Raw genomic sequence first — 24,916 nt, forward strand, 5'->3', positions numbered from 1 at the left:
CCAACGACTGGCTCGACGGCTACGACCCGGACGAACTCGACACATTGCCGATCGAGGCGGGGCTCGCTCGTATCGCCGCCAGACGCAACGCCGCAGCAAAGCGTATCATCAAACCAAAGGCGACCTAGCCACGGCCACTGCGGCCTTCACCGGATGGGTACTCGAGAGGCGCGGCAAGCTGGGGCTGATTGTCAGCGACAATGGAACCGAACTCACCAGCAGGGTGGTCCTGTCGTGGTGTGGCCAGCCTGTATGGAATCGCACTGGATCGCCCCGGGCCGTCTCATGCAGAACGGTTTCGTCGAGAGTTTCAACGGGCGCATGCGCAATGAACTGCTCAACGAGACCCTGTTCCCGAACCTGGATCACGCCCGCAGGCAAATCGCCGTGTGGGTGGAGGATTACAACCGGCACCGGCCGCATTGATTCAGATCTGTACCGCCTTGGGAATCCTGCGTGAATCAAACAATGCGCAGATTGGTATGAGATCCGCGCTCATGCCGTGCGCATGGTTGCCGAACATCGCGCCGACTACGATTCGGAAGTGGGAGGCGCTGGCTTCGATTGCCACCAAGATTGGCTGCACGGCCGAGAAGCTGCGTCGCTGGTGCCTTGAGGAGGCGAGCCCCGAACACTCTTGGCTCGCGGGGACAGCGGCGGTTGCCGCCGATGAGAAGGTCCGGATCAAGGCGCTCGAACGCGAAGTGAAGGAACTGTGCCGGGCCAATGAGATCCTCCGCAAGACGTCGGCATATGTTGAGATGGCGGAGCGAGCCTGAACCACCGGCGCGGCGAGAGATGAGGATGGCGTTCAAAGACGCCCATCGCCGGGACCTGAGTATGAGGCCTATCTGCCGAGAGCTGGCAATCGCCCCATCCGCCTGGCACGAACATGCTGCACGCTTGGCTGATCCGTTCAGGCGAACCGAGCGTGCGCGGCGGGACGGAGAGAGCTGCCGCCAGATAAGGCGAGTCTACGAGGGCGGCCACAACCTCTACGGGGCGCGCAAGGTCTGCCATTAGCTACGGCGCGAAGGCAGCGCGATTGCCAAGTCAGTGTGGAGCGCCGGATGCGCAGCCAAAGGTGTGCCGGCATACGGCGAGGTAAGAAGGCAGTGGTCGCCAATAGAGTTTCCAGGCCGCCGTGCCTGCTGGAAAGGGGCAATCGGGAGCCGCGGGTGTCGCGCCCCAATGCCGTGTGATTGTTCGATTTCACGTAGGTCCACACCTGTGGCGGCTTCGTCTATGTCGCCTTCGTGATCGATGTTCATGCGCGACGGATCGTGGGCAGGAAAGTCAGCCCGTCGGGCACGGCCGGATTTGTCCTCGATGCCCTGGAGCAAGCTATCCATGCCCGCAGGCCTTCTGCCCGGGCCCGGACGACGGTCTGGTCCATTGCAGCGACAGGGGCCTTCAACAACTTGCCATGAATGGCACACATCACCTGGCCAAGAAGATCAACGGTCTCGACAAGGCAGAGGTCATCTGGCGCGAGCGCTCCTAGCCTAGCATATCCGAAATGCAAATGGAGACGTTACGCAGGGGGAACCGGTTCAACCAGCCACTGCCTCTTCAGCCCGATCGGCTAGAACCCGTCTGCCGAGGCCGAAGCGAACTACCATGCGGCCCTCGAAACCCTCGATCTGGCCATGTGTTTCGAACCAGACTGACTTCGGAAAACCCAGTGCGCGTCAATTCGCGGAGTCACGCCCGTTGCATCCAAGGTTGTGACGATCGATCGCAAGGCACGCGCTTTGGGGCAGTCAGGACGCAAGGTGCGGATTGAGAGACGCGTCGGTTGTATCTGAGTCGACATCGGAGCAAGTCGAGAACAAGGCCTTCACGAACTCGTTCCGCCAATGCACGACGTTCTCGTCGCGGACGGAGGCCTCAAGACGTTCATGACGTTGGCGTCGTTCCGCGATGGGCATGGCCAAGGCACGTTTGATTGTCTCACTCACGTGTTCGATCGAATGGGGATTGACCAGCAAGGCGTCCTCCATCTGCAAGGCTGCGCCAGCGAACTGGGACAGGATGAGTACACCGGGATCCTCAGGATCCTGGGCCGCGACATATTCCTTTGCGACAAGGTTCATGCCATCGCGCAAGGGGGTTACCAAGCCGACGTTGGCAGCACGATAGAAACCGGCCAATTGGCGACGCGGGTAGCCACGGTTTACGTAACGGATGGGGACGAACGCGACATCGGCATGGGCGCCGTTGATATGGCCGGTCTTGCGTTCCAGATCCTCACGTATCTGCTGATAGCTGGCAACATCGCCCCGCGATGGTGGCGCAATCTGCAGAAGGACGGATTGTGAGGCCTGGTCGGGGTTGTCGGCGAGAAACCGGCTAAAGCTTTCGAAGCGTTCGCCAAGTCCTTTCGAATAGTCAAGCCGATCGACGCCGATCAAAATCTTGCGCCCGCGTACGCTTGCTTTGAGCTTGTCGTGGGCTTCTCTGGCTTCGTCGCTGTTTGCGCCTTCTGTAAATTCGGCATAGTCGATGCCGATCGGGAAGGCTTTTGCCAGTATGCGGCGGCCTTCGTACTCGACATAGCCTTCGGCGCTGATCTCCAGATTCATCTCTTTTTCGAGATAATGCAGAAAACTGCCAAGCCATTCTTCGGTCTGGAAGCCGATTACGTCGTAGGCGAGCATCGATTCGACCAGCCGCTCGTGGAAGGGGAGCGAGACGAGCAGGCGCGTGGGGGGCCAGGGCGTGTGTAGAAACAGCCCCATGCGATTCTTGACTCCTTGGCTGCGCAGCATCGAGCCGAGCGGCAGGAGATGATAGTCGTGGACCCAGACAAGGTCGTCCTGGTCGATCAATGGACGGACAGAATCGGCGAAGCGGCGGTTTACACGCTCGTAGCCTTCGCCGAAGTTGCGGTCGTACTCAGTGAGGTCGATGCGGTAGTGAAACAACGGCCAGAGCGTGCGGTTGGCGTAGCCGTTGTAGTATTCCTCGATGTCCTGCGGCTCGAGGTCGATAGTTGCGGTTGTCACGCCCTCGTTGCGCTGCATGTCGAGGTGGCCGGTGAACTCCTCGGTATCCTGCCCGGACCAGCCGAACCAGATGCCCCTGTTCTCGCGCAGGGCCGAGTTGAGCGCGACGGCGAGACCTCCTTGTGCGCCCGCGGCTCCGGCGGCCTTGGGCACCGAGACGCGGTTGGAAATCACGATCAGTCGGCTCATCTCAATTCCCCTTTAAGGCGTTTCAAAACGCCTAAAAATCCTATCGCCAGTCGCGCCAGGAGCGCGACAGTTGCCCCGCGCAGTTGATTATCCCCACAAGCGAATAAGTCTGCGGGAAGTTCCCCCACAGCTCGCTCGTCTCGAAGTCCATGTCCTCCGAAAGGAGGCCCGATTTCGTGCGGTGCGCGAGCATCGCTTCGAACAGGCGGCGCGCTTCCTCGTCCTGGCCAGAACGGTGCAGGGCTTCGATCAACCAGAAGGTGCAGATGTTGAAGGCGGTCTCGGGCAGGCCGAAGTCGTCTTCATTGGCATAGCGCAGCATGTGCTCGCCGCGCCGCAGCGTCTTCTGCACCGCCGTCAGTGTCGCCTGGAAGCGCGGGTCGCTCGCTTCCACGAAGCGCAGTTCAACCATCTGCAGCAGGCTGGCGTCGAGCTGGTCGCCGCCGAAGCTGGCGGCATAATGCCCGCCCGCGCCACCGTCGTCAAAATCGGGCCCTTCGATCCTGTGCCAGGCTTCCTGTTCGATGGTCGAGCGGATCGTGTCGGCACGTTCGCGCCAGTAGGTCTGGCGGTCGCTGAGGCCCAGATATTCGGCTGCATTGGCGAGGCGGTCGCAGGCGGCCCAGTTCATCACGCTGGAATAGGTGTGAACGGCCGTGCGGGTGCGCAGCTCCCACAAGCCGGCATCTGGCTGGTCGTGGGTCTTCCAGGCCATCTCGCCGACTTTCTCGAGGCTTTCAAAATCGTCGTGGTTAGCCATGCGGATGAGGCGCATGTCGGAGAACGCCTGAATTGCGGGGAGGACGATCTGGCCATAGCAGTCGTTCTGGACCTGATAGTAGGCCGCATTGCCCACGCGCACCGGGCCCATGCCGCGATAGCCCACAAGGTCATCGGCCACCCACTCGATGATTTCCTTGGCGCCGCTGACCGCGTAGAGCGGCTGGATGAACCCGCCCTCGGCATCGTCGATGATGTTGCGCAGGTATCCGAGGTACTTTTCCAGCACGTCGAGCGCACCCAGGTGGTTGAGCGCCTGAACGGTGTAGTAGGCGTCGCGGATCCAGCAGTAGCGGTAGTCCCAGTTGCGCTGCGAATGGGGCGCCTCGGGGATCGAAGTGGTTAGCGCGGCAACGATCGCGCCGGTCTCCTCGTGCTGGCACAGCTTGAGCGTGATTGCGGCGCGGATCACCGCCTCCTGCCAGTCGAGCGGGGTCGCAAGGCTGCGCACCCAGTTGCCCCAGTAGGCATCAGTGAGCTGGTGCATCATCTTCAGTTCGTGCTCGACATTGCCGTTGAAGGGCTCATCGGGGCCGAGGAAGAAGTGCATCGGGCTTTCCAGCCGGAAGTAGCGCTCGTCAAGGATGTAGCCCACCGGCGCATCGGTGGTGAGGCGCAGTGCGTTCCTTTCCACCAGGTAGCGGATGTGGTTGGAGCCACGCGTGATGGGGGCCAGTTGCGCGCCGTAGCCGCTCATCGGGGTCAGTACGCAGCGAATGCGCGGGCTGCCCTTTACGGGACGCACGATGCGCGCGTAGGCGACCGGGCGGTACATGCGCCCCGAGCGCTCGAAGCGAGGGCAGAAGTCGATAACCTCGACCGCGCTGCCGTTGGTGTCTTCCAGCCGCGAAATGAGGATCGGAGTGTTGCGCACGTAGCGCTGCGTGACCGAGACCTGGTTTTCCAATTCGAAGCGCCAAGTTCCCGCGTCCTGTCCGTCGTCGCCGCGCATAAGCGCGCAGAAAGCCGGGTCGCCGTCGACGCGGGGCACGCAGCCCCAGACGAGCGCGGCGTTTTCGTCGATAAGGCCGTTCACCTGGCAATTGCCGATCGGCCAGAGTTCGAGCGAGCTCTGCCGTGCCGAGGCTTCGGGGGCTTCGTTCTTGCCCTTGGGCGAGCGCACCGGGGGCTCGGCGGTTTCGGTGGCGTCGGGCGTTGTCGATCCGGTCACGGTCATGCCTGTCTCAATTTCCCTCGGATTGATCGTGTGTACGAAGCGCGGCGGCCAGCCAGTCGTGGACGGCGGTCACGTCGGGCAGACGCAGGTGGGCGGCGGTGGGGCGCATCGGCCCCACGAGGACGCCGTGGCCGCCGAGCCCCTCAAGGACGCGGAAGGCGTCTTCGTCAGTGACATCGTCGCCCAGGAACAGCGGCTGGGTGCCGGCGAATTCGGGCCGCTCCATGAAGGCGGTCAGCGCCGAGCCCTTGTCGGAGCCGGGCATGACCAGTTCCACGACCTGCTTGCCGTGCTTGAGCTTGAGATCTTCCTCGCGCGCCAGTGCCTCGGCCCGGGTGAGCAGGCTTTCCAGTGCGTGGGGGTGGCGGCGGTAATGGACGGCCACGCTGTAGGGTTTGGGTTCGACCAGCATGTCGCCGTTGGCTTTGGAGAAGCTGTCGAGTTCCTCGACCACGCGGCCCGGAAGCGGGTCCGCGAGCGGGGCGACCGTGTCGGCCCCGGCAGGCCGGAATTCGCCGCCGTGGGACCCTGCGATGGCAACTTCGAGCGGGCCGAGCAGGTTTTCGAGCGCGGCAATCGAGCGTCCGCTGACGAGCGCCAGCCGCCCCTTGAGCGCATGGGCGAGCGAGGCAATGACTTCGGGCAGGGTGTCGGGCACGATGACATCGTCGGGGTGGTCGGCGATTTCCACCAGGGTGCCGTCGAAGTCGAGGAAGAGTGCCGTCTGCGGGGCTATGCGCAGCGGGGCGGGCGGCGGGAGATCTGTCGGGCCAGAGCCCTGTTTCGCCAGCGAAAGACTGTCGCTTGGATCGGTCATTGTGTTCAGTCTTGCACCATCGAATGGGATTAGGCCAGCCCTAAGGTCGGCAAAGAAGCGGGGCGGGGCGCGATCTACCTGTAAGGTCCCTGCGCAGGTCCCGGACAGGGCATGATCACGGCGTGCGTTATGCAGAACAATCGGCGCAGGGCAGGGTTCCGGACGTTGACCGCAGAGGTGAACTTGAAATAGGCGGCGCGCTACAGGAGGCCGGGATGTCAGTAGTGGATCGATGGGGTATCGCCGTGGCGGAGCTGAGCATGTTCGATGAAGCCTGGGTTGAGGCGCTTGCCACCCTGCTGGGCCTGTTCCTGCTCGCGGGCGCGGCCAACTGGCTGACCAAGCGCCTGACGGTGCATCCGGTCGAGCGGCTGATCGCGCGCACGCCGCTGCGCAACGAGGCGGGCGATGTGAAGGCGCTGGTGCGCCATCTCTCGAATGTCGTGCCCGCGGTGATCGTGCTGCAGGGGATTGCGGTGATCGCCCATCTGCCCGGCGAACTGGTGATGGTGGTGCAGGCGATCGCCCGGGCCTTCATCGTCCTGACGCTCGCGCGGGCGCTGGGCGACCTGCTCGAACTGGCGAACGACGCTTATGAATTGAAGCCCGAGGCGGCGAGCCGCCCGATCAAGGGCTATATCCAGATCGGCAAGATCGTGGTCTTTGCGGCCGCGGCGCTGTTGATCGTCGCGATCCTGATCGGCCAGTCCCCGGTTATCCTGCTCTCGGGTCTTGGTGCGGCTGCCGCGGTCCTCATGCTGGTGTTTCGCGACACGATCCTCTCGCTCGTCGCCTCGGTGCAACTGCGCTCGAACGACATGGTGCGGGTGGGCGACTGGATCGAGATGTCCCAGCTCAACGCCGATGGCGATGTGATCGACATCGCCCTGCACACGATCAAGGTGCAGAACTTCGACAAGACGGTCACCTCGATCCCGACCGCCAAGCTCATCACCGAATCGTTCCGCAACTGGCGCCACATGCGCGAGTGGGGTGGACGTCGCATCAAGCGCGCTTTGCTGCTTGACCAGACGACGGCGAGCTTTGTGTCGCCTGCGCAGTGGGAGGCCTTGCGCGAGTTTACCATTCTGCGCCCCTACATGGCGGCCAAGGACGAGGAACTGCGCATCTGGAACGCGCAACATGCGCCCGAGGAAGCCGCGCAAGAAGAGGGGGCGGTGAACCGACGCCTTCCGACCAATCTCGGAACGTTCCGGGCCTATGTCGAGGCCTATCTCAACGCCCATCCCAAGGTTGCCCAGCGCGGTACCTTGCTGGTTCGCCAGCTTGATCCTACCGAAAAGGGGCTGCCGCTCGAAATCTATTGCTTCACGACAACCACCGCGTGGGAGGAGTATGAAGCAATTCAGGGTGATATCTTCGATCACTTGATCGCCATTCTGCCCCGTTTCGGCTTGCGCTTGTTCCAGTACCCCGGCGGCGCGGACCTGGCTGCAGCGCTTGGCGGACGCGAACCTCAGGCGTCCTTTGCGGGCGCAGACCGCAGTGGGGCGCAGATTTCCTGAGTCAACGGTGACTAGGCGCCTTCAGATCAGCACGTTCGCCGCATTTCCCCAGCTGGCGTTGCATTGCAGCATAAATGCAGTATCTACGGCATAGAACTAGTTAAGTCCTTTTTTCTTTGCAGGTGCGGAAGTGGTAATGGCGCAAATAGTACCGGTGATCCTTTCAGGTGGTAGCGGTACGCGGTTGTGGCCGCGCAGTCGGGCTTCCAAGCCCAAACCCTTTCTTCCGTTGGTCGGTTCCCAGACCCTGTTCGAGCAGGCTGTTGCCCGCTGCCCCGCAGACCTTGGGTTCGCGGCCCCTGTTGTCGTGACAGGCGTCCTGCACTTGGAACACGTCGAGGCGCAGCTCGGCGATGATCCCGCTGCGCGCATCATCGTTGAGCCTGCGGCCCGCAACACAGCCGCGGCAATCGCGCTGGCGGCCTACAGTCTCGAGGAAGACCAGGTCATGCTGGTGTGCCCGAGCGACCATCACATCGGCCTGCCCGACATGTTCGCCAAGGCCGCGCAGGACGCCGCGTCGCTGGCAGCGGATGGCTGGCTCGTCTCCTTCGGAATTGAGGCGACCGCACCCGAGACCGGCTTTGGCTATCTGAAGCGGGGCGAGGCGATCACTTCGGCGCAAGGCGCACACGGCTTCCGCACGGCACAGTTCGTCGAAAAGCCTGACCTGGCGCGGGCCAGGGCGTTTCTGGCCGATGGTGGGTATTGCTGGAACGGCGGAATTTTCGCATTTCAGGTAAAGGATTTTCGCAAGGAACTGGAAGAACATCGGCCCCAGATTGCCGAGGCTGTGCGCGCCGCTGTCGAAAAGGGCCGCGCCGAAGGACGCAGGTTCCACCCCGATGCGGAAACCTTCGCGTCGGCGGAGAGCGATTCGGTCGACTACGCGGTCATGGAGAACACCCGGCATGCCGCCATGGTCCCGGTCGCCATGGAGTGGTCGGACATCGGCAACTGGCACGCCCTGCTCGACGCTCTGGAGCGCGACGAGGCAGGCAACGCGCATTCCGCCTCGGGTGACGTCGAACTCGTGGATTGCCAGAATGTCCTCGTTGACAGCGACGGGCCGCGCGTCTCGGTGATCGGGCTGGAGAACGTGGTTGTCGTTGTCGATGGCGACGATGTCATGGTGACCAGTCTCGACGGCGCCCAGAAAGTCGGCAAGCTTTCCGGCGCCAAGAACCAGTAAAGGGCTCGTATGCGCGCTTCGCTTCCCTTGCGTCAGGTCGAGAAGCCGTGGGGCCGGGACGTCCTGCCGGCGCCGTTTGCCGCGCCCGAGGGCGCGCGCATCGGCGAGATCTGGTTCGAGCCGCCCGAAGCGCTGCCCGACCTTCTGGTCAAGTACATCTTCGCCAGCGAGAACCTTTCGGTCCAGGTCCATCCCAGCGATGCCCAGACGCTCGCCAAGGGCATCGGCCGGCAGGGCAAGGAAGAATGCTGGCTGATCGTCGATGCGGAGCCGGGCGCGTGTCTGGGCATCGGCTTTGACGAAGCCCTCGATGCCGATACGATGCGCAACGCGGCGCTCGACGGGTCGATCGGGCACAGGATGACCTGGCACGAGGTGGCGCCCGGTGATTTCTTCTACATCCCGGCCAACACCGTCCACGCCATCGGTGCGGGCGTGAGCCTGATCGAGGTGCAGCAGAACAGCGACATCACCTATCGCCTCTACGATTATGGACGCCCGCGCGAACTCCATCTCGAGGAAGGCATGGGGGTCGCCGAAGGCGGCGTCTACGATCTGGCGCGGTGGGCCTGCAAGGTCGCGCCGGGGGCGTCGCAGACTCTGGTCGAGGGACCGCTGTTCCGTCTCGATCAGATTGCGGGGGTGCCGGCTGCGGAGGTGGCGGCACATTATCCCGATGCACTCCTGGTGATCCCGCGCGCGGGAGAAGTCGGCGTGAACGGCGAGGGCGTGGCACCCGGCGGCTGCGCGCTGGCGCCGCGCCTGCAGGACATTGAATTCGATCCGGCAGGGGTCTGCTTGCTTGCCCGCGCCAGCTGAGGCACGAACCGCACTGGATGCGCGTCGCGCGGGGCAATCACATGAACATGAAAATGGAAGGCTAGAGGCTGGGAATGAAGGAAATTGTTGCGTTCGATCTCGATGGTACGCTGGCGCTGAGCAAGCAGCCTCTGACCGACGAGATGGCCGAACTTCTCGCTGGCCTGCTGGAGGTCGCGCAAGTGGCCGTGATCTCGGGCGGGGACTGGCCGCAGTTTGAAAAGCAGGTCGCCTCGCGCATGCCCGCGCATGCGGACCTTTCGCGCTTGTGGATGATGCCGACCAGCGGCGCGAAGCTCTTCGTCCATCGCGATGGCGCCTGGACGCCGGTCTATGCGGAACTCTTCACAGATGCGCAGAAGGCCGAGATCCTGGAGGCCTTCGACGCCGCGCTTGAAGCCACCGGCTTCGTGCCCGAGCAGACCTGGGGCGAGCGGATCGAGGACCGGGGCAGCCAGATCACCTTCTCGGCGCTCGGCCAGCAGGCCCCGCTCGAGGCCAAGGAAGTGTGGGACCCCGACTTTGCCAAGCGCAAGGTGATCCAGGCCGATCTGGTGAAGCGTCTGCCCGGCGTGTCGGTGAACCTGGGCGGGGCGACCTCGGTCGACATCACCCAGCCTGGTGTCGACAAGGCCTGGGGCCTCAAGCGCCTCGCCGAGCATTCGGGCGTGTCCGAGGACAAGATGCTTTTCATCGGCGATGCGATCTTTCCGGGCGGCAATGACTACCCGGCCAAGGCCATGGGGCTCGACACTGTATGCGTGCGCGACCCGGCTGACACCATCAATGTCGTGACCGCGATCATCGCCTGCCAGAAGCCGGCCTGAACGTGCGTGCGCAGGGCAGGTGAGCAGGCGCGCGGGAGCCGAATGACGTGCCTGCCTTCTACCTGACCCTGCTGGCCGTCCTGCTGTCGGGCATCGGCGCGCGCGATCAGGGTGTGGTCGCCACGCTGTCGCTGCGGCAGCAACGGCGTCCGGCGATCCTGGTCACGGCGCTGGTGACATCGCTGGTGTGCGCCGCCGTCGCGGCCTTTGCCGCGCACACTCTGCTGGAGAGCCTTCCCCCGCCCGCGCGGATGATCTTTGCAGGGATTGCGCTGGGCCTCGCAGGCGCGGAGTCGCTTCTTCTCGGGCCTGTGCGGGCTTGGAAGGAGCCGACCCATTCGCTGGGGGCGCTGGGGTTGGTGCTGCTGGCCCACCAGATCGGCGATGCGGCGCGTTTCGTGATCTTCGGTTTGGGCGTGGGCATGGCCGCGCCACTGGCATCGGGACTGGCTGGCTTTGTTGGCGGAGCGGTCCTGCTCGGTTTTGCCTGGGCCTTCCCGAAGGAGGCATCGCGGCCGCGCTGGCGGCTCGTCCGGCGGGTCGCGGGTGGGGCCCTGCTGCTTGTCGCGCTCTATCTGCTTATTGTGCAAATGCGTATTCTGTAATCGCCAATTCCAATTGAACAAACCCTTATAATCTGAGTTTCCTATCATATATCGAAGCTGCCGGACGTTGGCAGCATGACAGTTAGGAGGGTTTTTCAATGGCAAGTAACGACAATGCACACGGTGCGCTGATCGACAGCCTGAACGGGCTTCTCGCGGACACGTTTGCGCTTTACATCAAGACAAAGAATTTCCACTGGCACGTCAAGGGCCCGCAGTTCCGCGACCTTCACCTGCTGTTTGACGAGCAGGCAGGTCAGGTTCAGGGCCTTATCGATGACATCGCCGAGCGCGTGCGCAAGCAGGGCGGCACCACGCTGACGAGCCCGGATTCGATCGTCGCCAAGACCAAGATCGCCCCGCAGGACGCTACCTCGATCGACGCCATGGCGATGGTCAAGGAACTGATGGAGGACAACCTCTCCTACGTCGCACGTCTGCGCGAGGTGAAGGCGGCGGCTGGCGAAGCGGGCGACAACGCCACCGATGGCATCGTTGACGACTGGACCGATCAGGCCGAGGAACGCGCCTGGTTCCTGCGCGAGATCCTCGCCTGAACCTGACGGAATACCGCGCAGGCTGCCTAAGGCGCCGCGCGTGGATATCACAGGGCCCGGAAAGCATCAGGTGCTTTCCGGGCCCTGTGCGTTCTGTGCTGCGCCGCACACATAGCTCTTGCAGTGCGAAGGGCAGATGATAGACCCTCGTCCATGTCGCAGATCGAAATCATCGCTGGCGCCGAAAACGGCGCGATTGCCGCCTTTGTAGCGGAACGTCTCCACGCCGCGCTGGCCGTTTCGGCCGAGGTTGCGATCACGGTTCCGGGTGGGTCAACGCCGTTCCCGATCTTCGAGATCCTGGCCCAGTCGGACCTGCCCTGGCCCCGCATCAGCGTCTGGCCGGGCGATGACCGCATCGTGGCCGAGGACCATGCGGCCAGCAACGTGGGTAAGATCCGCGCGCTTCTCGAGCCTGTCGGCGCGAAGATCGTGCCGCTGACCGAGACCGCGCGTCCTCCGCATTTTGCGCTGGCCTGGCTCGGCATGGGCGGGGACGGGCACATCGCCTCGCTCTTCCCCAACACCGATCCGCAGGTGGACGATCCTTCGCCGGTGCGCCGCCTGACCCCCGATCCGCTGCCGCCCGAAGCGCCGTTTGACCGGGTGAGCCTCACCATTCCCTCGCTCGTGGCCTCGGACGAGGTGATGTTCGTGATCCGCGGCGCGGACAAGCGGCTTGTCTTCGATGCCGCCCGCGCGGGCGAGAACGACCTGCCCGTGGCGCGCTTCCTCTCGGCGTTCCCGCGCCGGGTGACATGCTTCTGCTGACATCGCTGGCGCAGGCGCTGCCCGCCCCGCTCCACCGGTTGGGGTTGCGCGGGGCGCATGCGGTTCGCCGCCTGATCTGGAAGGTGCGACGCCCGGTTGTCGAAGGCGTACGGGTGCTCGTGTTCGATCCATCCGGTGCGGTCCTGCTGGTTCGGCACAGCTATGGCTCGGATGCGTGGATGCCGCCGGGCGGGGGCGTGACGCCGGGGGAAGACGTGCTGGAAGCCGCCCGCCGCGAGCTGCGCGAAGAAACCGCGTGCCGCCTGGAGTCGGCGCGCCATCACGTTGTCACGCAGGAGAACCTGCATGGCGCGACCAACCGGGTTCACATCGTTCTGGGCACGACCTGCGATCATCCGGTGCCCGACGAACGCGAGATCGTGGAGACGCGCTTCTTCGCCCTGGATCAGCTTCCCGACGCCATGCCCCGGGGCCTGGCCACGCGGATACGTTCCTGGGCGCAGGAGGATGAGCGCGGGTAAAAAAGTAGTAAGCGTGTATTCTGGATGAAATCTCCCCATGTGGAAGGGTAAGGATACTCTCGTGCATGGGACCCGACATGCGCGTGGCTCTGGGGGTGAATATGCGTTTCCTGATTACCGGTACGGCAGGTTTCATCGGATACCATCTGGCGCAGCGCCTGCTGGGCGAGGGGCACGTGGTCACCGGCTTCGACGCCATGACCGACTACTACGACGTCACGCTCAAGGAGCGGCGCACCGCGCTTCTGGAGCGAGCTGAGAATTTCCGGTTCATCAAGGGGCGGCTTGAGGACTTCGCCGCGGTCGAGGCGGCCTTTGCCGAGGCCGCGCCCGATGTGGTCATCCACCTCGCCGCACAGGCGGGCGTACGCTATTCGATCGAGGCGCCCGAAACCTATATCGACAGCAACCTGAAGGGGTCCTGGTCGATCCTGGAGATGTGCCGCCGCCAGCGCCCGCAGCATCTCATGCTGGCCTCGACCTCGTCGGTCTATGGGGCCAACGAGGCAATTCCCTTTCGCGAAGCGGACAAGGCGGACGAACCGGTCAGCCTCTATGCGGCGACCAAGAAGGGCATGGAGGCGATGGCGCACAGCTATGCCCACCTTTACGGCATCCCGACGACGGCGTTCCGCTTCTTCACGGTCTACGGACCTTGGGGACGCCCGGATATGGCGCTCTTCAAGTTCGTGCGCGCGATGCTGCAGGATACCCCCATCGACGTCTACGGTCAGGGCAAGATGGCCCGCGACTTCACCTATATCGACGATCTGGTCGAGGGCATCGTGCGCCTTTCCGAGGTGCCGCCTGTGGCGGGTGAGCCGGTCGAATGGGCAGGGCTCGTCGACACCCTCTCGCCAATCGGGCCCTACCGGGTGGTCAACGTGGGCGGTGGCCAGCCGATCGCGCTCATGGATTTCATCTCGACCATCGAGCGCTGTCTGGGGCGCGAGGCGAAGCTCAACATGATGGACATGCAGCCCGGAGACGTGCCGCAGACATACGCTGATCCCGCCTTGCTGGACGCGCTGACGGGCTACGTGCCGCAGACGGACCTGGCGAAGGGCGTCGCTGCCTTTACCCAGTGGTACCTGGAGGAATACGCGCCGCAGGGCGTGTCACAGAAGGGATAGCTGCCCGTCTTTCTCGGCCTTGGCTTTCACCGTCTTCTCATCCTGCTCGAGCGCGGAGAGGGTGAGGCCCATCAGCCGGATCGGCTGGGGCAGAGGCAGGAGTTCGGCCAGAAGTGCATGGCCGAGTGCGGCGAATTCGGCCTTGTCAGCGACCCAGTGGTGGACCGAACGGGCGCGGGTCAGCGTCGTGAAATCGGCATAGCGCAGCTTCAATGTCACCGTGCGCCCGCGCGTATTGGCGCGCTCGATCCGTTCCCACACGGTTTCGATGATGGCGTCCAGCGTTTCGCGCAGAGCCCCTGCGTTCTCGATGTTCTCGGCAAAGGTGCGCTCCCCTCCTACCGATTTGCGCGGGCGGTCGGCGCGCACCTGACGCAGGTCCACGCCGCGCGCGGCCCGGAAGAGGTATTCGGCAAAGCTGCCGAAATGCGCGCGCAGGAAGGCGAGGTCCTTGGCGGCCAGGTCCGCGCCGGTCTCGATGCCGAGCCTCGCCATCTTCTCCGCACCGCGCGGGCCGACCCCGTGGAAGCGGCGAACCGGCAGTGAGGCGACGAAGGCCGCGCCTTGTCCCGGGCGGATCACGCACAGGCCATCGGGCTTGTTCTGGTCGCTGGCGAGCTTGGCGAGAAACTTGTTGTAGGACACTCCGGCGCTGGCGGTGAGCCCGGTGTCGGCCTTGATCCGGGCGCGGATCTGCTCGGCGATGCGCGTGGCCGAGCCCAGTCCCTTGCGGTCCTCGGTGACGTCGAGATAGGCCTCGTCGAGCGAGAGGGGTTCGACGTGCGGGGTGTAATCTAGGAAAATCGCGCGGATCTGCTGGCTGACCGCGCGGTAGACATCGAAGCGGGCCTTGCGGAAGATGAGGTCCGGGCACAGGCGCAGCGCGCGCGAGGAGGGCATCGCCGAGCGCACCCCGAAGGTGCGCGCCTCGTAGCTGGCCGCGGCCACCACGCCGCGTCCCGACGAACCACCCACGGCCACCGGTTTCCCGCGTATCTCGGGATCGTCGCGCTGCTCGACGCTGGCGAAGAAGGCATCCATGTCGACATGGATGATCTTGCGCAGGCCGTCGGCCTCGTCCTCGTCGTACTCGCCTGGCGAAACCATCCGCCCCATATAGGCATGTGCTTGTGAAATGTAGCGGGTCGGATGCGAATCTGCTGGCCTAAATTTCGCAACTGCGGCATGCGCGCGGCATGACCGGTGCTCACACTTCCAAGGATTCCTTCCCCATGGGGCAGGCCGAATTCGTCGGCCTGATGGCCTCGATGCAGGCGCTTATGGCGCTCTCGATCGACATTATGTTGCCGGCGCTGGGGCTGATTTCGGAGGATCTGGGCGTACCCGACCCGAACCAGCGTCAGCTGATCATCGGGGTGTTCATGACCTGCGCAGGGGTAGGTTCGCTGTTTCCCGGCGCCTTGGCGGACCGCTTTGGGCGTCGCCGCGTTGCCCTTTTCGCAATTGCGGGCAACTTCCTGATGACCTTCGTGTGCGCAGTTGCGGGCAGTTTTGAGCTGCTGCTGATCGCGCGCGGTATCGCAGGGCTCCTGACCTCGGCGATGATGGTCATGCCCATGACGATCCTGCGCGACCGGTATGAAGGCGATGCCATGGCGCGCACCCAGTCGCTGATCGCGACGACCTTCATGGTGGTGCCGATGATCGCGCCGATGGTCGGTCAGGCGATCATGCTGGTGGCGAGCTGGCGCTGGATCTTCGGCGTGACCTGCGCGATGGGCGTGGTCGTCTTCATCTGGGCAAGCCTGCGCCTGCCCGAGACGCTGGAGCCGGAAAACCGCCAGGAAATCCGCCCCCGCGTGATCGCGGGCAACATGCGCCTGGCGCTTACCGAGCGTGCCGCCATCGGCTATTTTCTGGGCGGCGCGCTCGTCCAGGCAGGGCTCTTCGGCTATCTCAACAGCGCGCAGCAGCTGGTAGGTGAGACGCTGGGAGCGGGCGAGATGTTCCCCATCCTGTTCGGCATGATGGCGATGATCATGGCGGGCACCAACTTCATCAACGCGCGCATCGTCGTCGCCTTCGGCGCGCGCCGGGTGTCGCACACCGCGCTCATCGTCTTCATCGTGACCGGCGCGATCCACATGCTGGTCGCATTGCGCGGCGAGGAGGACCTGTGGACCTTCGTGCCGCTGATGACCGTCTCGATGTGCATGCTCAGCTTCATCGCGGCGAACTTCCAGGCGATCTCGCTTCAGCCCTTCGGCCGCATTGCCGGCGCTGCGGCCTCGGTCATGTCGTTCGTGCGTATGGTGCTCGGCTCGGTGATCGGTGCGGCGATTGGTTTGGCCTTTGATGGAAGTGCGGTGCCGATTACGGCGGGCATGGCGATCATGGGCAGCATCTCGCTGGTGCTGATCCTCTATTCCGAAGGCGGCCGCCTGTTCCGCCGCGTCAATCCGCCGGAATATTACCTGCGCAACCAGCCCCCCAAGCAGCCGCCGCACGGCGGCTGAGGGAAGGTCCGGCTGGTGCGTCGGGGCTAGACCCCGCCGCCGCGCTTGGCGAAGAAGAGCTGATAGAGGCCGATCACGATGGCCACGAACAGCAGCACGTGGATCAGCGCGCCAGCGACCTTGAAGACGACGAAGCCCAGCAGCCAGAGCGCGAGCAGGATCAGGATGATGTATTTGAGCACGGGGCAAAACTCCTTGAAGAGGCTTTGCTTTCCCAACGCATGAACCGGCTCCGGGCTCCCTTCGTGGTGCAAAGAGCGCAAGGGGCTGCTGAGACGCCTCTTGTCCCACAGGTTCAAGGACGCCACCTCGGACCCGCATGAGTACGACGAACGATAGAACCCGCGGGTCCGAAGGGCTTGAGGAGCTTCTCGCGCGCATTGCGGCGTGCCGGGCCTGTGCGGACGCACTGCCCCATGAGCCGCGCCCGGTTGTCCAGGCCGGGCGCTCGGCGCGGATACTCGTCATCGGCCAGGCGCCCGGGAGCAAGGTTCACGCCAGCGGGCGGGCCTGGGATGATGACAGCGGAGATCGTCTGCGCGACTGGACCGGGCTTTGCGCCGAGGATTTCTACGATCCCGAACGCGTTGCGCACATGCCCAGCGGCTTCTGCTACCCGGGCAAGGGCGAGGGTGGTGACCTTCCGCCCCGGCCTGAGTGCGCCCCCTTGTGGCATGACGCCTTGCGGGCCGAGCTGCCGCAGGTGCGCCTCACCTTGCTGGTGGGGCTCCACGCGCAGAAGCGCTATCTTCCCCGTGGCTTTGCCCCGACCATGACGCAGGCCGTCGCGCGCTGGCGCGAGGCTCCGCCAGGATTGCTGCCTTTGCCGCATCCCGCCTGGCGCAGTCGCCTATGGATGGGCCGCAACCCCTGGTTCGCGGCCGAGCTCCTGCCCGATCTACGCGGTCGGATGGGGGCCGCGCTGGATCAGAAGGTGTAGGCGATCCCGACGCCGCCCATGAACTGGTCGGCCGAGCCGCGCAGCGAGGTATAGGGCGTGTCCTTTCCATCACCGAGCATGCGCGAATAGGTGGCGACCCCGATGAGCGAGAAGCCGCCGTCGCGCAGGTCTCCGGAAAGGTCCCAGGCGACAAGTGTGCCCACGCCTGCCCGGTCCCAGCCGCCCTTGCCGGTGTACTGGGGCAGGCCGCTTGCCTCGCTCTGAACCGGGGAGACCGAATAGTTGTAGTCGCCGAAATTGTCGTCCACATGGCGGGCATAGGCGAGCACCGTGACCAGCAGGCTCTTGCTGAGCGGGGTGTTGTAGCTGACAGAGGGCGACACGGTCATGCCCTCATGGGCGCCGGCAACGTCCCATTTCACGTCGGTGTTGAAGGTCATCCAGTCATAGTCATGCAGCACGCGGTTGACCGTGAAACCGGCCCTCACGCCGACTTCGACCGGCATCTTGAGCCTTCCTGCCGCGGCCACCACCGGATCCTTCACCTTGCGGGTCCGGTTGAAGGACACCGTGGCGACGGGGCCGAGCGCAAGGTCGATCTTGGCGCCCCGTTTGTCCGGGATGAAGTCGATCGCGGCGCCGCCGGCGCGGGTGTTGATGGTTACGCCCTCGATCCGTCCGCGGATCGCGGGGATGGGGGCAATTACGTAGTCATCGGAGCCGCTGTAGTCCGGCGTGGCAACAACCCCGGCGCCGATCGTGAAGGAATCGCCCTCGAACACGTTGCGACCGGGCTCGTCCATCTGCGTGGAAGTATCCTGGGCGAAGGCGGCCGGGCTGGCCGTGGCAGCGGCCAGCGCGCTGGCGGCCAGCAACGCGGCCTGTATCGTCTTGTGCATGGGGCTCCCCGATTGAAATGCGTATCGGGCCCAACGTGTGAGAAGCCCAAACGTTTCCGAAGGTTTGCTCCGGTTCGGGAAGGCCTGCGTGCCGGAACGGCCTGCCTTGCTGTCAGCTGCGGGGGATGAGGGGCTCGGGCAGCGTGTCGTTTCCTTCACCCAGTTTGCGCTGCATGAGGAAGACGTCGATCCACTGTTCGTGCTTCCAGCCCGCCCCCTCGAGCGTGCCCACCGGTCGGTACCCTGCGCGCGCGTGCAGGATCACCGAGGCGGGTTCGGAAGAGGCGATGACCGCGAAGGCCTGGCGGAATCCGCGGGCCTCGCACTCGTCGATGAGGGCCTTGATAAGGGCCGAGCCGATGCCGCGCCGGACACAGTCCGCGCGGACGTAGACCGTTGTTTCCACGCTGTAACGATAGCCCACGCGGGGGCCATAGCGCTGGGCATAACCGAAGCCGAGGACCTTGCCGTTCGCGTCGCGCGAAACCAGATAAGGGTAACCGGACTGGGTCAGGTCGGCGATGCGTTGACGAACCGCGTCGCAGCCTGGCGGCTCGGTTTCGAATGTCGCGGTGCTTTTCAGCACGTAATGCGAAAAGATCTCGGTGATCGATTGGGCATCCTTTGCGGAGGCCTCCTCGACTGTCAGTTCGTCATTTGTCATCGGTGTTACAATGCCGCAAGGTCGCAACTTTGCCAAGTTGTACTGTATGTCTCCTAGTACTGGGCGCTTTATAAATGGCTGACCGCACGTGTGATCTGGCAATTCTGGGGGGCGGACTGGCCGGGGGGCTGACCGCGCTGGCCTTCGCCCGCGCGCGCCCTGACCTGCGTCTGTGCCTTGTCGAGCAGGGCGCGCGTTTCGGCGGCGAGCACGTCTGGTCGTTCTTCGATACCGACGTCGATCCGGCGGCGCGTGCACTCCTCGATCCGCTGATCGCGGCGCGCTGGGAGGGGTACGAGGTGCGCTTCCCGGGATATGCCCGCGATCTTTCGACCCGCTACGCCAGCATCACCAGCGAGCGGCTCGACGCGCGTCTGCGCGAAGCCCTGCCTGCAGAGGCGCTGCTGTGCGGTGCGCGTGTGGCCCGCGCCACTGCGCAGCGCGTGGAGCTGGAGGACGGGGCCTCGATCACGGCAGGCGCGGTCCTCGATGCGCGCGGCGCGAGGGGGCTGCAGCACATGGCGGGCGGCTGGCAGACGTTCCTGGGGCAGATGGTCACGACCACGCAGCCCCATGGCCTGACCCGTCCCATCGTCATGGATGCGACCGTGGAGCAGGTGAACGGCTATCGCTTCGTCTACGTTCTGCCCTTCGGCCCCTCGCAGCTCTTCATCGAGGATACCTATTATGCCGACACCCCGGCAATCGAGCGCGAGGCGCTGCGGGCGCGGATTGCGCGCTATGCCGCCGGGCAGGGCTGGGACATCGCGAGGTCCTCTACGAGGAAACAGGCGCGCTTCCCGTGATCGCCAGGGGCGATTTTTCGGCCTTCTGGAACGCCGATCCCGAGAGTGTTCCTGCCCGCGCGGGAACAAGGGCCGCGCTCGTGCATCCTTTGACATCGTACTCCCTTCCCGATGCTGTACGATTCGCCGTCCATCTCGCCGGCCTCGACAACATCGCTGGGGAGGCCCTAGGAAGGATCTGTCATGACTGGGCCGCACATCACTGGCGCGAGGGGCGCTTCTACCGAATGCTGACGACGATGCTGTTTGGCGCAGGCGCGCCCGAAGACCGCTGGCGCATGCTCGCCCGTTTCTACCGGCTTCCCGAGCCGCTGATCGAGCGTTTCTACGCCGGGCAGTCGCGGCTGTCCGACATGGCGCGGGTGCTGGCCGGAAAGCCGCCAGTGCCGGTCGGCGCGGCCGTCGCCGCTCTTGCGGGCCAGGGCGCCCGCTCGCGGACCTCAGCCCTGCAGGAGAGCGCGCATGAACCGCGCCTGCGTGATCGGAGCGGGCTTTGGCGGCCTCGCCCTTGCCATCCGCCTCCAGTCCGCCGGTGTGCAGACCACCCTGGTTGAAGCGCGCGACAAGCCGGGCGGGCGCGCCTATTACTGGGAGAAGGAGGGCTTCACCTTCGATGCCGGGCCCACTGTCATCACCGATCCCGACTGCCTGCGCGAGCTGTGGATCGGCGCGGGACAGGACATGGCCGATGACGTCACGCTGATGCCGGTCATGCCCTTCTACCGGCTCAACTGGCCCGACGGCGTCAGCTTCGATTATTCGAATGACGAGCCCGCGCTTCACCGCGAGATTGCGCGCATCGCGCCGCAGGACCTGGCCGGTTACGACGAGTTCCAGCGCTACGCGGCGGGCGTCTGGCAGGAGGGCTACGTCAAGCTGGGCCATGAGGCCTTCCTCGACTTCTCCAAGATGATCAAGGCCGCGCCCGCATTGGCGCGCTACCAGGCCTGGCGCTCGGTCTATTCGATGGTCTCCAGCTTCGTGAAGGACGAGCACCTGCGCCAGGCGCTCTCGTTCCACACGCTGCTGGTGGGCGGCAACCCGATGACGACGAGCGCGATCTACGCCCTCATCCACAAGCTGGAGAAGGATGGCGGCGTGTGGTGGGCCAAGGGCGGCACCAACCGTCTGGTTGCGGGGATGGTCGCACTGTTCGAACGCATCGGGGGCACCGTGCGGCTGGGCGACAAGGTGACGCAGGTCCACACCGTGGGCGACATGGCCACCGAAGTCGAATGCGCGAGCGGCTGGCGTGAACGCTTCGATGCGGTCGCCAGCAACGGCGACATCATGCACACCTACCGCGACCTCCTCTCCGACAATCCGAGGGGCAAGAAGGTGGCGAAGCAGCTTTCGACCAAGCGCTTCTCGCCCAGCCTCTTTGTCGTCCATTTCGCGCTGGAGGGCACCTGGCCGGGCATCCCGCACCACACGATCCTGTTCGGGCCGCGTTACAAGGGCCTGCTCGACGACATCTACGAGCACGGCGTCCTGCCGCGCGACTTCTCGATCTACCTCCACCACCCGACCGTCACCGATCCCTCGATGGCGCCCGAGGGCAAGAGCACGTTCTACGCGCTCGTTCCCGTCGCGCACATGGGCAAGCTGCCGATCGACTGGGACGAGGTGGGCCCGGTGCTGGAGAAGCGTATCCTTGCCGAAGTCGGCCGCCGCCTGGTGCCCGACATCGAGGACCGCCTCATCACAAGCTTCCACTACGCGCCGACCGACTTCGAGTCGGATCTTGCCGCCCACAAGGGCAGCGCCTTCAGCCTCGAGCCGATCCTGACGCAGAGCGCCTGGTTCCGTGGGCACAACCGCGATGACACGCTGCGCAACTTCTATCTTGTGGGCGCGGGCACCCATCCCGGTGCGGGCATCCCGGGGGTCGTCGGCAGCGCCAAGGCGACGGCCAGGCTGATGCTGGAAAACCTGCTGTGAGGACGCGCGAACTGGCCGCTCTTCGCCAGGGCTGGGGCTGGACCGGGATCGAATTTGCCGAGATCGTCGCCAACTCGCTCTTCGGGCACCTGCTCGTCACCGATCGGGTGGGCACGTTCCACTATGTCGATCCCGAAATCCTGGGCGTGCAGACACTGGGCGACGAGGCGGCGGCGAAGATGCACATGGAGCTGGGCGAGACGCAGGCGATCTGGCGCGCCGATGCCCACGTCGAAGCCGCTGACAAGCGCCTGGGCGCTCCGCGCGTGGGCGAGGTCTACGGCTTCACCCCGCAGGCGCTCGTTGCCGGGGACTACGCGCCGGAAAACATGGTGTGCGTGGAACTTGCCGCCTACATTCGCATGACCGGCGATCTTGCCGACCAGATCAAGGACCTGCCCGAAGGGGCGCATGTCCGCATCAAGGTGACCGACTGAAATGAAACGTCTTGCTGTCTACTGCGGCTCGGCAACGCCCCAGGACCCGCGCTACATGGAACTGGCCCGTGACGTCGGGCGCACGCTGGCGGGCCTTGGTATTGGCACGGTCTACGGCGGCGGACGCCTCGGGCTCATGGGCGCGGTCGCGGCGGGCGCTCTGGAGGCGGGCGGCGAGGTCATCGGCGTGATCCCCGAGGCGCTGACGGCCACCAACGGGCGCGGCGGCGAGGTTGCCAACCACGACTGCACCGAATTGCACATCGTCAAGGACATGCACGAGCGCAAGGCCGCCTTCACGCGCCTGTCGGACGGCTTCATCGTCCTGCCAGGCGGTGTCGGCACCATGGACGAGCTGTGGGAGGCGGTCAGCTGGTCGCAGCTGGGCTATCACGACAAGCCGGTCGGCGTGCTCAACGCCTTCGGCTTCTACGATGGTCTGCTCGCCTTCAACCGTCACATGGCCGAAGTCGGCTTCGTGCGGCCCGCCCACCAGGGCATCATCCTGGCCGAGACCGAGCTCGACCTGTTGCTTGAGCGCATGCGCGCGCACGAACCCATCGTTCCGATCGTGCGGATGGATCCGGGCACGCTGTGAGACCCCTTATCCGTTGCAGGACCATGACCCTGGCATGACCCGCCCTTCGCCTTACGACCGCGCGGCGCTGGTGCGCTTTGCCCACCAGTCGATCCGCAAGGGCTCGAAGAGCTTTTCCGCCGCCAGCCGCCTGTTCGACCGCGAGACGCGCGAGAGGGTCTGGCTGCTCTACGCCTGGTGCCGCGCCTGCGACGATATCGCGGATGACCAGGATCACGGGCGTGGCCGGGGCCGAGGCGTGGACGCGGAGCAGGGCAGTGGTCAGGCCGGGCTCGATCCCGAATCGCGCCTCGCCACGATCCGCACGCTTACCGAGCTGGCCATTGCGGGCGAACAGACCGGATCGCGGGCCTTCGATGCCCTGGGGCAGCTTCTTTACGAAGTGCCGATCCCCCAGGTCATGCTCGAGGACGTGATCGCCGGGTTCGAACTCGACGCGCGCGAGTGGCGGCCGCGCTCGGAAAGCGACATGCTGCGCTATTGCTACCATGTGGCCGGTGCGGTCGGGGTGCTGATGGCGGCGGTCATGGGGGTGTCGTGCGACGAGAGCGACCCGGAAGCGGCGGACACGCTCGACAGGGCCTGCGATCTGGGCCTGGCCTTCCAGCTCTCCAACATCGTGCGCGATGTCTGGGAGGACGATGCCAATGGGCGCTGTTACCTGCCCGTCGAATGGCTGGTCGAGGCCGATATCCCTCCCGGCGAGCACACCAAGCCGCACTACCGCGCACGGCTGGTCACGATTGTTGCGCGCGCCTGCGCGCTGGCGCGGGGATACGAGGAATCCTCGCGCGCCGGGGCGATGCGTCTGCCCTTCCGCCAGCGTTGGGCGATCCTCGCCGCCGCGAACATCTACGGCGGGATCGGGCGCGAGGTGGAGCGGCTGGGCGCGCATGCCTGGGACCACCGTGTCTCCACATCCAAGCTGCGCAAGGCGGAATATCTTGCCGCGGCCTGGCACGAGGCGCGCGGCGGCATCGCCCCGGTGCTCGAACGTCCCGGACTTGGCCGGCGCGACCTGATGGAGCTTGCCCGCGCCGACTAGCTCTGGACAGGCGCGTGCGCTTGGCTCAGTCTCTTCCCCAATAAGACAAAGGGGGAGATGCGCATACGATGCCAGATCTTGCACTCGCGCCGGCCTGGACGGCGATTTTCCTGGGACTCTTCGCGCTCTTCGCCGGGATCGGTGAGCTGCGCCAGCCCGGCCACTGGCACAAGCTGATCGGCGAGATCGTCGGCTCGCCCGCGCTGCAGATGGTGACGGGCCTTCTGGAACTGTTCCTGGGCGCGGTGATTTACCTTGCGAACCCTTGGGCCTCACCCGATTGGCTGTCGAGCACGATGAGCGTGGTCGGCGGGCTTATGTGCATTGAGGCGCTCATGGTGTTGGCTTTTTCGGACGTCTACATGGCTTTTTGGCTGCGCCGTTTCGGCCCGCTCTCGCGCCTGTGGTGCACCTGTTCGATCATCATCGGCCTCGCGCTCATCGCGGCGGGGCTGTTCCACTTCGGTGTGTTTCCGAGCAGCTGAGCAGGGAAGAGGAATAGGGCTGGATCAGCGCCTGGGCGCGGTCCCACCCGGCGCGCAGCCACGTCTCGTGGGCGCGCGGATCAGGCGGCAGGATCACCGGCATCGTCTCGCGCCCCTGCGTGCGCAGCGCGGCATTGGCTTCGCAGGTAAGGAGGGCGAAGGCGGGCACCTCGCTGTCCTTCCAGACCCCGGCAAAGGCAAAGATTGGCTGGTCGGCGCAGGTGAGCCAGAGCTGGCGCCGCGTGCCGTCGACGGGAGAGGGGCGCCCCCACTCCATGAAGGCGGTCGCGGGCACCAGACAGCGAAATTCCGGATTGCGCAGGTTCCCTGTCCAGAACGGGCTGTCCAGATTGCGCGCGGTCAGGATGCCATGCGGGCGGGTGTCCATGGCCGATTGCGGGGGCATGACGCCCCACAGGCGCGGGATCATCCGGCGCGGCTGGCGGGTGCGGGGCATGGGGCCCGCGATTGCTTCTCGTCCCGCGGTAAGGACGGGCGCGAATTGTCCGGGGCCGACATGGCCGCCCGCCCAAGGGTCCTCGCGCGTGTCGGTCCCGAAAGCACGGCCCACGGCTGCAGCCGGGGCATCGAGGCGATAGAGCATGGTCATGTTCTACGGGCGCATCGTCCCTTCATGTGCACGGGTCAAGGTGTGGCGTGCAACGCTGCGTTAGGTGAATGGGGCCTTGTGTGGTACAGCATCCGCGCGACGTCGAATTTTGTGACGGACTTTGCCGGTTGATAGGCGCCCGAGTCCGGGCCCGTGCGGAACTGCACGGG

25 protein-coding genes and 3 pseudogenes are annotated in these 24,916 nt (G+C 65.0%); 20 read left to right on the top strand and 8 right to left on the bottom strand.

Features of this window, described 5'->3' with window-relative positions:
- Positions 1 to 157 precede the first annotated feature (157 nt).
- The 3 genes and pseudogenes from MBENS4_RS26665 to MBENS4_RS27605 form a co-directional block, all read left to right on the top strand.
- A pseudogene (locus tag MBENS4_RS26665) lies at positions 158 to 423 on the top strand (integrase core domain-containing protein); the annotation flags it as partial.
- A gap of 20 nt (positions 424 to 443) precedes the next feature.
- Entirely contained in the window at positions 444 to 779 is a 336-nt protein-coding gene (locus MBENS4_RS27600) for a hypothetical protein (RefSeq protein ID WP_445321507.1), read from the top strand.
- A 441-nt stretch (positions 780 to 1,220) separates the two neighbouring features.
- Positions 1,221 to 1,453: pseudogene (locus tag MBENS4_RS27605) on the top strand (DDE-type integrase/transposase/recombinase); the annotation flags it as partial.
- A 310-nt stretch (positions 1,454 to 1,763) separates the two neighbouring features.
- Here the strand turns inward: MBENS4_RS27605 and otsA are convergent.
- The 3 genes from otsA to otsB are packed head-to-tail and all read right to left on the bottom strand — an operon-like array spanning position 1,764 to position 5,971.
- On the bottom strand, positions 1,764 to 3,197 hold the full coding sequence (gene otsA / locus MBENS4_RS11750; RefSeq protein ID WP_052322223.1) for an alpha,alpha-trehalose-phosphate synthase (UDP-forming): 1,434 nt from the start codon (positions 3,195 to 3,197) through the stop codon (positions 1,764 to 1,766).
- 40 nt (positions 3,198 to 3,237) lie between these two features.
- Positions 3,238 to 5,154 carry a glycoside hydrolase family 15 protein gene (locus tag MBENS4_RS11755; protein ID WP_084592058.1) on the bottom strand — a complete coding sequence of 639 codons (1,917 nt, stop codon included), beginning with the start codon at positions 5,152 to 5,154 and terminating at the stop codon, positions 3,238 to 3,240.
- Between the two features lie 7 nt (positions 5,155 to 5,161).
- A complete protein-coding gene (gene otsB, locus MBENS4_RS11760) occupies positions 5,162 to 5,971 on the bottom strand; it encodes a trehalose-phosphatase (RefSeq protein ID WP_052322224.1) in 810 nt (269 codons plus the stop codon).
- A 215-nt stretch (positions 5,972 to 6,186) separates the two neighbouring features.
- On the opposite strand from otsB, the gene MBENS4_RS11765 reads away from it, so the two are divergent.
- The 9 genes from MBENS4_RS11765 (at position 6,187) to MBENS4_RS11805 (ending at position 13,883) form a co-directional block, all read left to right on the top strand.
- Complete coding sequence (locus MBENS4_RS11765; protein WP_052322225.1) at positions 6,187 to 7,497, top strand: mechanosensitive ion channel family protein; 1,311 nt, start codon at positions 6,187 to 6,189, stop codon at positions 7,495 to 7,497.
- 136 nt (positions 7,498 to 7,633) lie between these two features.
- Entirely contained in the window at positions 7,634 to 8,689 is a 1,056-nt protein-coding gene (locus MBENS4_RS11770; RefSeq protein ID WP_039390922.1) for a mannose-1-phosphate guanylyltransferase, read from the top strand.
- Between the two features lie 9 nt (positions 8,690 to 8,698).
- The gene (locus MBENS4_RS11775; RefSeq protein WP_039390923.1) at positions 8,699 to 9,508 is read left to right on the top strand and encodes a class I mannose-6-phosphate isomerase; all 810 of its coding nucleotides are present in this window, start codon (positions 8,699 to 8,701) and stop codon (positions 9,506 to 9,508) included.
- 74 nt (positions 9,509 to 9,582) lie between these two features.
- Positions 9,583 to 10,335, top strand: a complete 753-nt coding sequence (locus MBENS4_RS11780) for an HAD-IIB family hydrolase (RefSeq protein ID WP_039390924.1) — start codon at positions 9,583 to 9,585, stop codon at positions 10,333 to 10,335.
- 47 nt (positions 10,336 to 10,382) lie between these two features.
- Entirely contained in the window at positions 10,383 to 10,940 is a 558-nt protein-coding gene (locus MBENS4_RS11785; protein WP_039390925.1) for a hypothetical protein, read from the top strand.
- 98 nt (positions 10,941 to 11,038) lie between these two features.
- Positions 11,039 to 11,497: a Dps family protein gene (locus tag MBENS4_RS11790; protein WP_039390926.1), complete on the top strand. Its 459-nt coding sequence runs from the start codon at positions 11,039 to 11,041 to the stop codon at positions 11,495 to 11,497.
- Positions 11,498 to 11,650: 153 nt separating this feature from the next.
- Complete coding sequence (locus tag MBENS4_RS11795) at positions 11,651 to 12,268, top strand: 6-phosphogluconolactonase (RefSeq protein ID WP_039390927.1); 618 nt, start codon at positions 11,651 to 11,653, stop codon at positions 12,266 to 12,268.
- Positions 12,256 to 12,750: an NUDIX domain-containing protein gene (locus MBENS4_RS11800; RefSeq protein WP_039390929.1), complete on the top strand. Its 495-nt coding sequence runs from the start codon at positions 12,256 to 12,258 to the stop codon at positions 12,748 to 12,750. The genes MBENS4_RS11795 and MBENS4_RS11800 overlap by 13 nt, the downstream gene beginning before the upstream one ends.
- A gap of 65 nt (positions 12,751 to 12,815) precedes the next feature.
- Positions 12,816 to 13,883, top strand: coding sequence for an NAD-dependent epimerase/dehydratase family protein (locus MBENS4_RS11805; protein WP_242404880.1), 1,068 nt, complete (start codon positions 12,816 to 12,818; stop codon positions 13,881 to 13,883).
- Here the strand turns inward: MBENS4_RS11805 and dinB are convergent.
- A complete protein-coding gene (gene dinB / locus MBENS4_RS11810; RefSeq protein WP_039392292.1) occupies positions 13,869 to 14,990 on the bottom strand; it encodes a DNA polymerase IV in 1,122 nt (373 codons plus the stop codon). The two genes, MBENS4_RS11805 and dinB, sit on opposite strands and share 15 nt — an antisense overlap.
- A gap of 125 nt (positions 14,991 to 15,115) precedes the next feature.
- On the opposite strand from dinB, the gene MBENS4_RS11815 reads away from it, so the two are divergent.
- Positions 15,116 to 16,360 (top strand): multidrug effflux MFS transporter, encoded by a 1,245-nt coding sequence (locus tag MBENS4_RS11815; RefSeq protein WP_242404881.1) that lies wholly within the window; start codon positions 15,116 to 15,118, stop codon positions 16,358 to 16,360.
- A 26-nt stretch (positions 16,361 to 16,386) separates the two neighbouring features.
- On the opposite strand, the gene MBENS4_RS25385 is transcribed toward MBENS4_RS11815, so the two are convergent.
- Entirely contained in the window at positions 16,387 to 16,542 is a 156-nt protein-coding gene (locus tag MBENS4_RS25385; RefSeq protein ID WP_144400902.1) for a lmo0937 family membrane protein, read from the bottom strand.
- A gap of 137 nt (positions 16,543 to 16,679) precedes the next feature.
- Here MBENS4_RS25385 and MBENS4_RS11820 point away from each other — a divergent pair, with 137 nt between their 5' ends.
- Positions 16,680 to 17,300 (top strand): uracil-DNA glycosylase family protein, encoded by a 621-nt coding sequence (locus tag MBENS4_RS11820; protein ID WP_039390931.1) that lies wholly within the window; start codon positions 16,680 to 16,682, stop codon positions 17,298 to 17,300.
- Here MBENS4_RS11820 and MBENS4_RS11825 read toward each other — a convergent pair.
- Complete coding sequence (locus MBENS4_RS11825; protein ID WP_039390932.1) at positions 17,288 to 18,160, bottom strand: MipA/OmpV family protein; 873 nt, start codon at positions 18,158 to 18,160, stop codon at positions 17,288 to 17,290. The two genes, MBENS4_RS11820 and MBENS4_RS11825, sit on opposite strands and share 13 nt — an antisense overlap.
- Before the next feature lie 112 nt (positions 18,161 to 18,272).
- Positions 18,273 to 18,824, bottom strand: a complete 552-nt coding sequence (locus MBENS4_RS11830; protein WP_039390933.1) for a GNAT family N-acetyltransferase — start codon at positions 18,822 to 18,824, stop codon at positions 18,273 to 18,275.
- A gap of 74 nt (positions 18,825 to 18,898) precedes the next feature.
- On the opposite strand from MBENS4_RS11830, the pseudogene crtY reads away from it, so the two are divergent.
- The 6 genes and pseudogenes from crtY to MBENS4_RS11860 all read left to right on the top strand — a co-directional run bounded on the left by crtY (position 18,899) and on the right by MBENS4_RS11860 (position 24,136).
- Positions 18,899 to 20,184: pseudogene (gene crtY, locus MBENS4_RS11835) on the top strand (lycopene beta-cyclase CrtY).
- Complete coding sequence (locus MBENS4_RS11840; protein ID WP_039390934.1) at positions 20,093 to 21,571, top strand: phytoene desaturase; 1,479 nt, start codon at positions 20,093 to 20,095, stop codon at positions 21,569 to 21,571. The pseudogene crtY and the gene MBENS4_RS11840 overlap by 92 nt, the downstream one beginning before the upstream one ends.
- The gene (locus MBENS4_RS11845) at positions 21,568 to 22,008 is read left to right on the top strand and encodes a T6SS immunity protein Tdi1 domain-containing protein (RefSeq protein ID WP_052322226.1); all 441 of its coding nucleotides are present in this window, start codon (positions 21,568 to 21,570) and stop codon (positions 22,006 to 22,008) included. The genes MBENS4_RS11840 and MBENS4_RS11845 overlap by 4 nt, the downstream gene beginning before the upstream one ends.
- Position 22,009: 1 nt before the next feature.
- Positions 22,010 to 22,606 carry an LOG family protein gene (locus tag MBENS4_RS11850; protein ID WP_039390935.1) on the top strand — a complete coding sequence of 199 codons (597 nt, stop codon included), beginning with the start codon at positions 22,010 to 22,012 and terminating at the stop codon, positions 22,604 to 22,606.
- Between the two features lie 34 nt (positions 22,607 to 22,640).
- Positions 22,641 to 23,651, top strand: coding sequence for a phytoene/squalene synthase family protein (locus MBENS4_RS11855; RefSeq protein WP_039390937.1), 1,011 nt, complete (start codon positions 22,641 to 22,643; stop codon positions 23,649 to 23,651).
- A gap of 68 nt (positions 23,652 to 23,719) precedes the next feature.
- Complete coding sequence (locus MBENS4_RS11860) at positions 23,720 to 24,136, top strand: hypothetical protein (protein ID WP_039390939.1); 417 nt, start codon at positions 23,720 to 23,722, stop codon at positions 24,134 to 24,136.
- On the opposite strand, the gene MBENS4_RS11865 is transcribed toward MBENS4_RS11860, so the two are convergent.
- A complete protein-coding gene (locus MBENS4_RS11865) occupies positions 24,090 to 24,746 on the bottom strand; it encodes an SOS response-associated peptidase family protein (RefSeq protein WP_052322227.1) in 657 nt (218 codons plus the stop codon). The genes MBENS4_RS11860 and MBENS4_RS11865 overlap by 47 nt on opposite strands.
- Positions 24,747 to 24,916: the final 170 nt, after the last annotated feature.

The organism is Novosphingobium sp. MBES04 (assembly GCF_000813185.1).
GTDB lineage: Bacteria > Pseudomonadota > Alphaproteobacteria > Sphingomonadales > Sphingomonadaceae > Novosphingobium > Novosphingobium decolorationis.

What these genes read in the sequence shown, in the direction of transcription:
- otsA (WP_052322223.1), bottom strand. Translation starts at nt 3,197, where the DNA reads ATGAGCCGACTGATCGTGATTTCCAACCGCGTCTCGGTGCCCAAGGCC.
- MBENS4_RS11755 (WP_084592058.1), bottom strand. Translation starts at nt 5,154, where the DNA reads ATGACCGTGACCGGATCGACAACGCCCGACGCCACCGAAACCGCCGAG.
- otsB (WP_052322224.1), bottom strand. Translation starts at nt 5,971, where the DNA reads ATGACCGATCCAAGCGACAGTCTTTCGCTGGCGAAACAGGGCTCTGGC.
- MBENS4_RS11765 (WP_052322225.1), top strand. Translation starts at nt 6,187, where the DNA reads ATGTCAGTAGTGGATCGATGGGGTATCGCCGTGGCGGAGCTGAGCATG.
- MBENS4_RS11770 (WP_039390922.1), top strand. Translation starts at nt 7,634, where the DNA reads ATGGCGCAAATAGTACCGGTGATCCTTTCAGGTGGTAGCGGTACGCGG.
- MBENS4_RS11775 (WP_039390923.1), top strand. Translation starts at nt 8,699, where the DNA reads ATGCGCGCTTCGCTTCCCTTGCGTCAGGTCGAGAAGCCGTGGGGCCGG.
- MBENS4_RS11780 (WP_039390924.1), top strand. Translation starts at nt 9,583, where the DNA reads ATGAAGGAAATTGTTGCGTTCGATCTCGATGGTACGCTGGCGCTGAGC.
- MBENS4_RS11790 (WP_039390926.1), top strand. Translation starts at nt 11,039, where the DNA reads ATGGCAAGTAACGACAATGCACACGGTGCGCTGATCGACAGCCTGAAC.
- MBENS4_RS11795 (WP_039390927.1), top strand. Translation starts at nt 11,651, where the DNA reads ATGTCGCAGATCGAAATCATCGCTGGCGCCGAAAACGGCGCGATTGCC.
- MBENS4_RS11800 (WP_039390929.1), top strand. Translation starts at nt 12,256, where the DNA reads ATGCTTCTGCTGACATCGCTGGCGCAGGCGCTGCCCGCCCCGCTCCAC.
- MBENS4_RS11805 (WP_242404880.1), top strand. Translation starts at nt 12,816, where the DNA reads ATGGGACCCGACATGCGCGTGGCTCTGGGGGTGAATATGCGTTTCCTG.
- dinB (WP_039392292.1), bottom strand. Translation starts at nt 14,990, where the DNA reads ATGGTTTCGCCAGGCGAGTACGACGAGGACGAGGCCGACGGCCTGCGC.
- MBENS4_RS11815 (WP_242404881.1), top strand. Translation starts at nt 15,116, where the DNA reads ATGGGGCAGGCCGAATTCGTCGGCCTGATGGCCTCGATGCAGGCGCTT.
- MBENS4_RS11820 (WP_039390931.1), top strand. Translation starts at nt 16,680, where the DNA reads ATGAGTACGACGAACGATAGAACCCGCGGGTCCGAAGGGCTTGAGGAG.
- MBENS4_RS11825 (WP_039390932.1), bottom strand. Translation starts at nt 18,160, where the DNA reads ATGCACAAGACGATACAGGCCGCGTTGCTGGCCGCCAGCGCGCTGGCC.
- MBENS4_RS11830 (WP_039390933.1), bottom strand. Translation starts at nt 18,824, where the DNA reads ATGACAAATGACGAACTGACAGTCGAGGAGGCCTCCGCAAAGGATGCC.
- MBENS4_RS11840 (WP_039390934.1), top strand. Translation starts at nt 20,093, where the DNA reads ATGAACCGCGCCTGCGTGATCGGAGCGGGCTTTGGCGGCCTCGCCCTT.
- MBENS4_RS11850 (WP_039390935.1), top strand. Translation starts at nt 22,010, where the DNA reads ATGAAACGTCTTGCTGTCTACTGCGGCTCGGCAACGCCCCAGGACCCG.
- MBENS4_RS11855 (WP_039390937.1), top strand. Translation starts at nt 22,641, where the DNA reads ATGACCCGCCCTTCGCCTTACGACCGCGCGGCGCTGGTGCGCTTTGCC.
- MBENS4_RS11860 (WP_039390939.1), top strand. Translation starts at nt 23,720, where the DNA reads ATGCCAGATCTTGCACTCGCGCCGGCCTGGACGGCGATTTTCCTGGGA.
- MBENS4_RS11865 (WP_052322227.1), bottom strand. Translation starts at nt 24,746, where the DNA reads ATGACCATGCTCTATCGCCTCGATGCCCCGGCTGCAGCCGTGGGCCGT.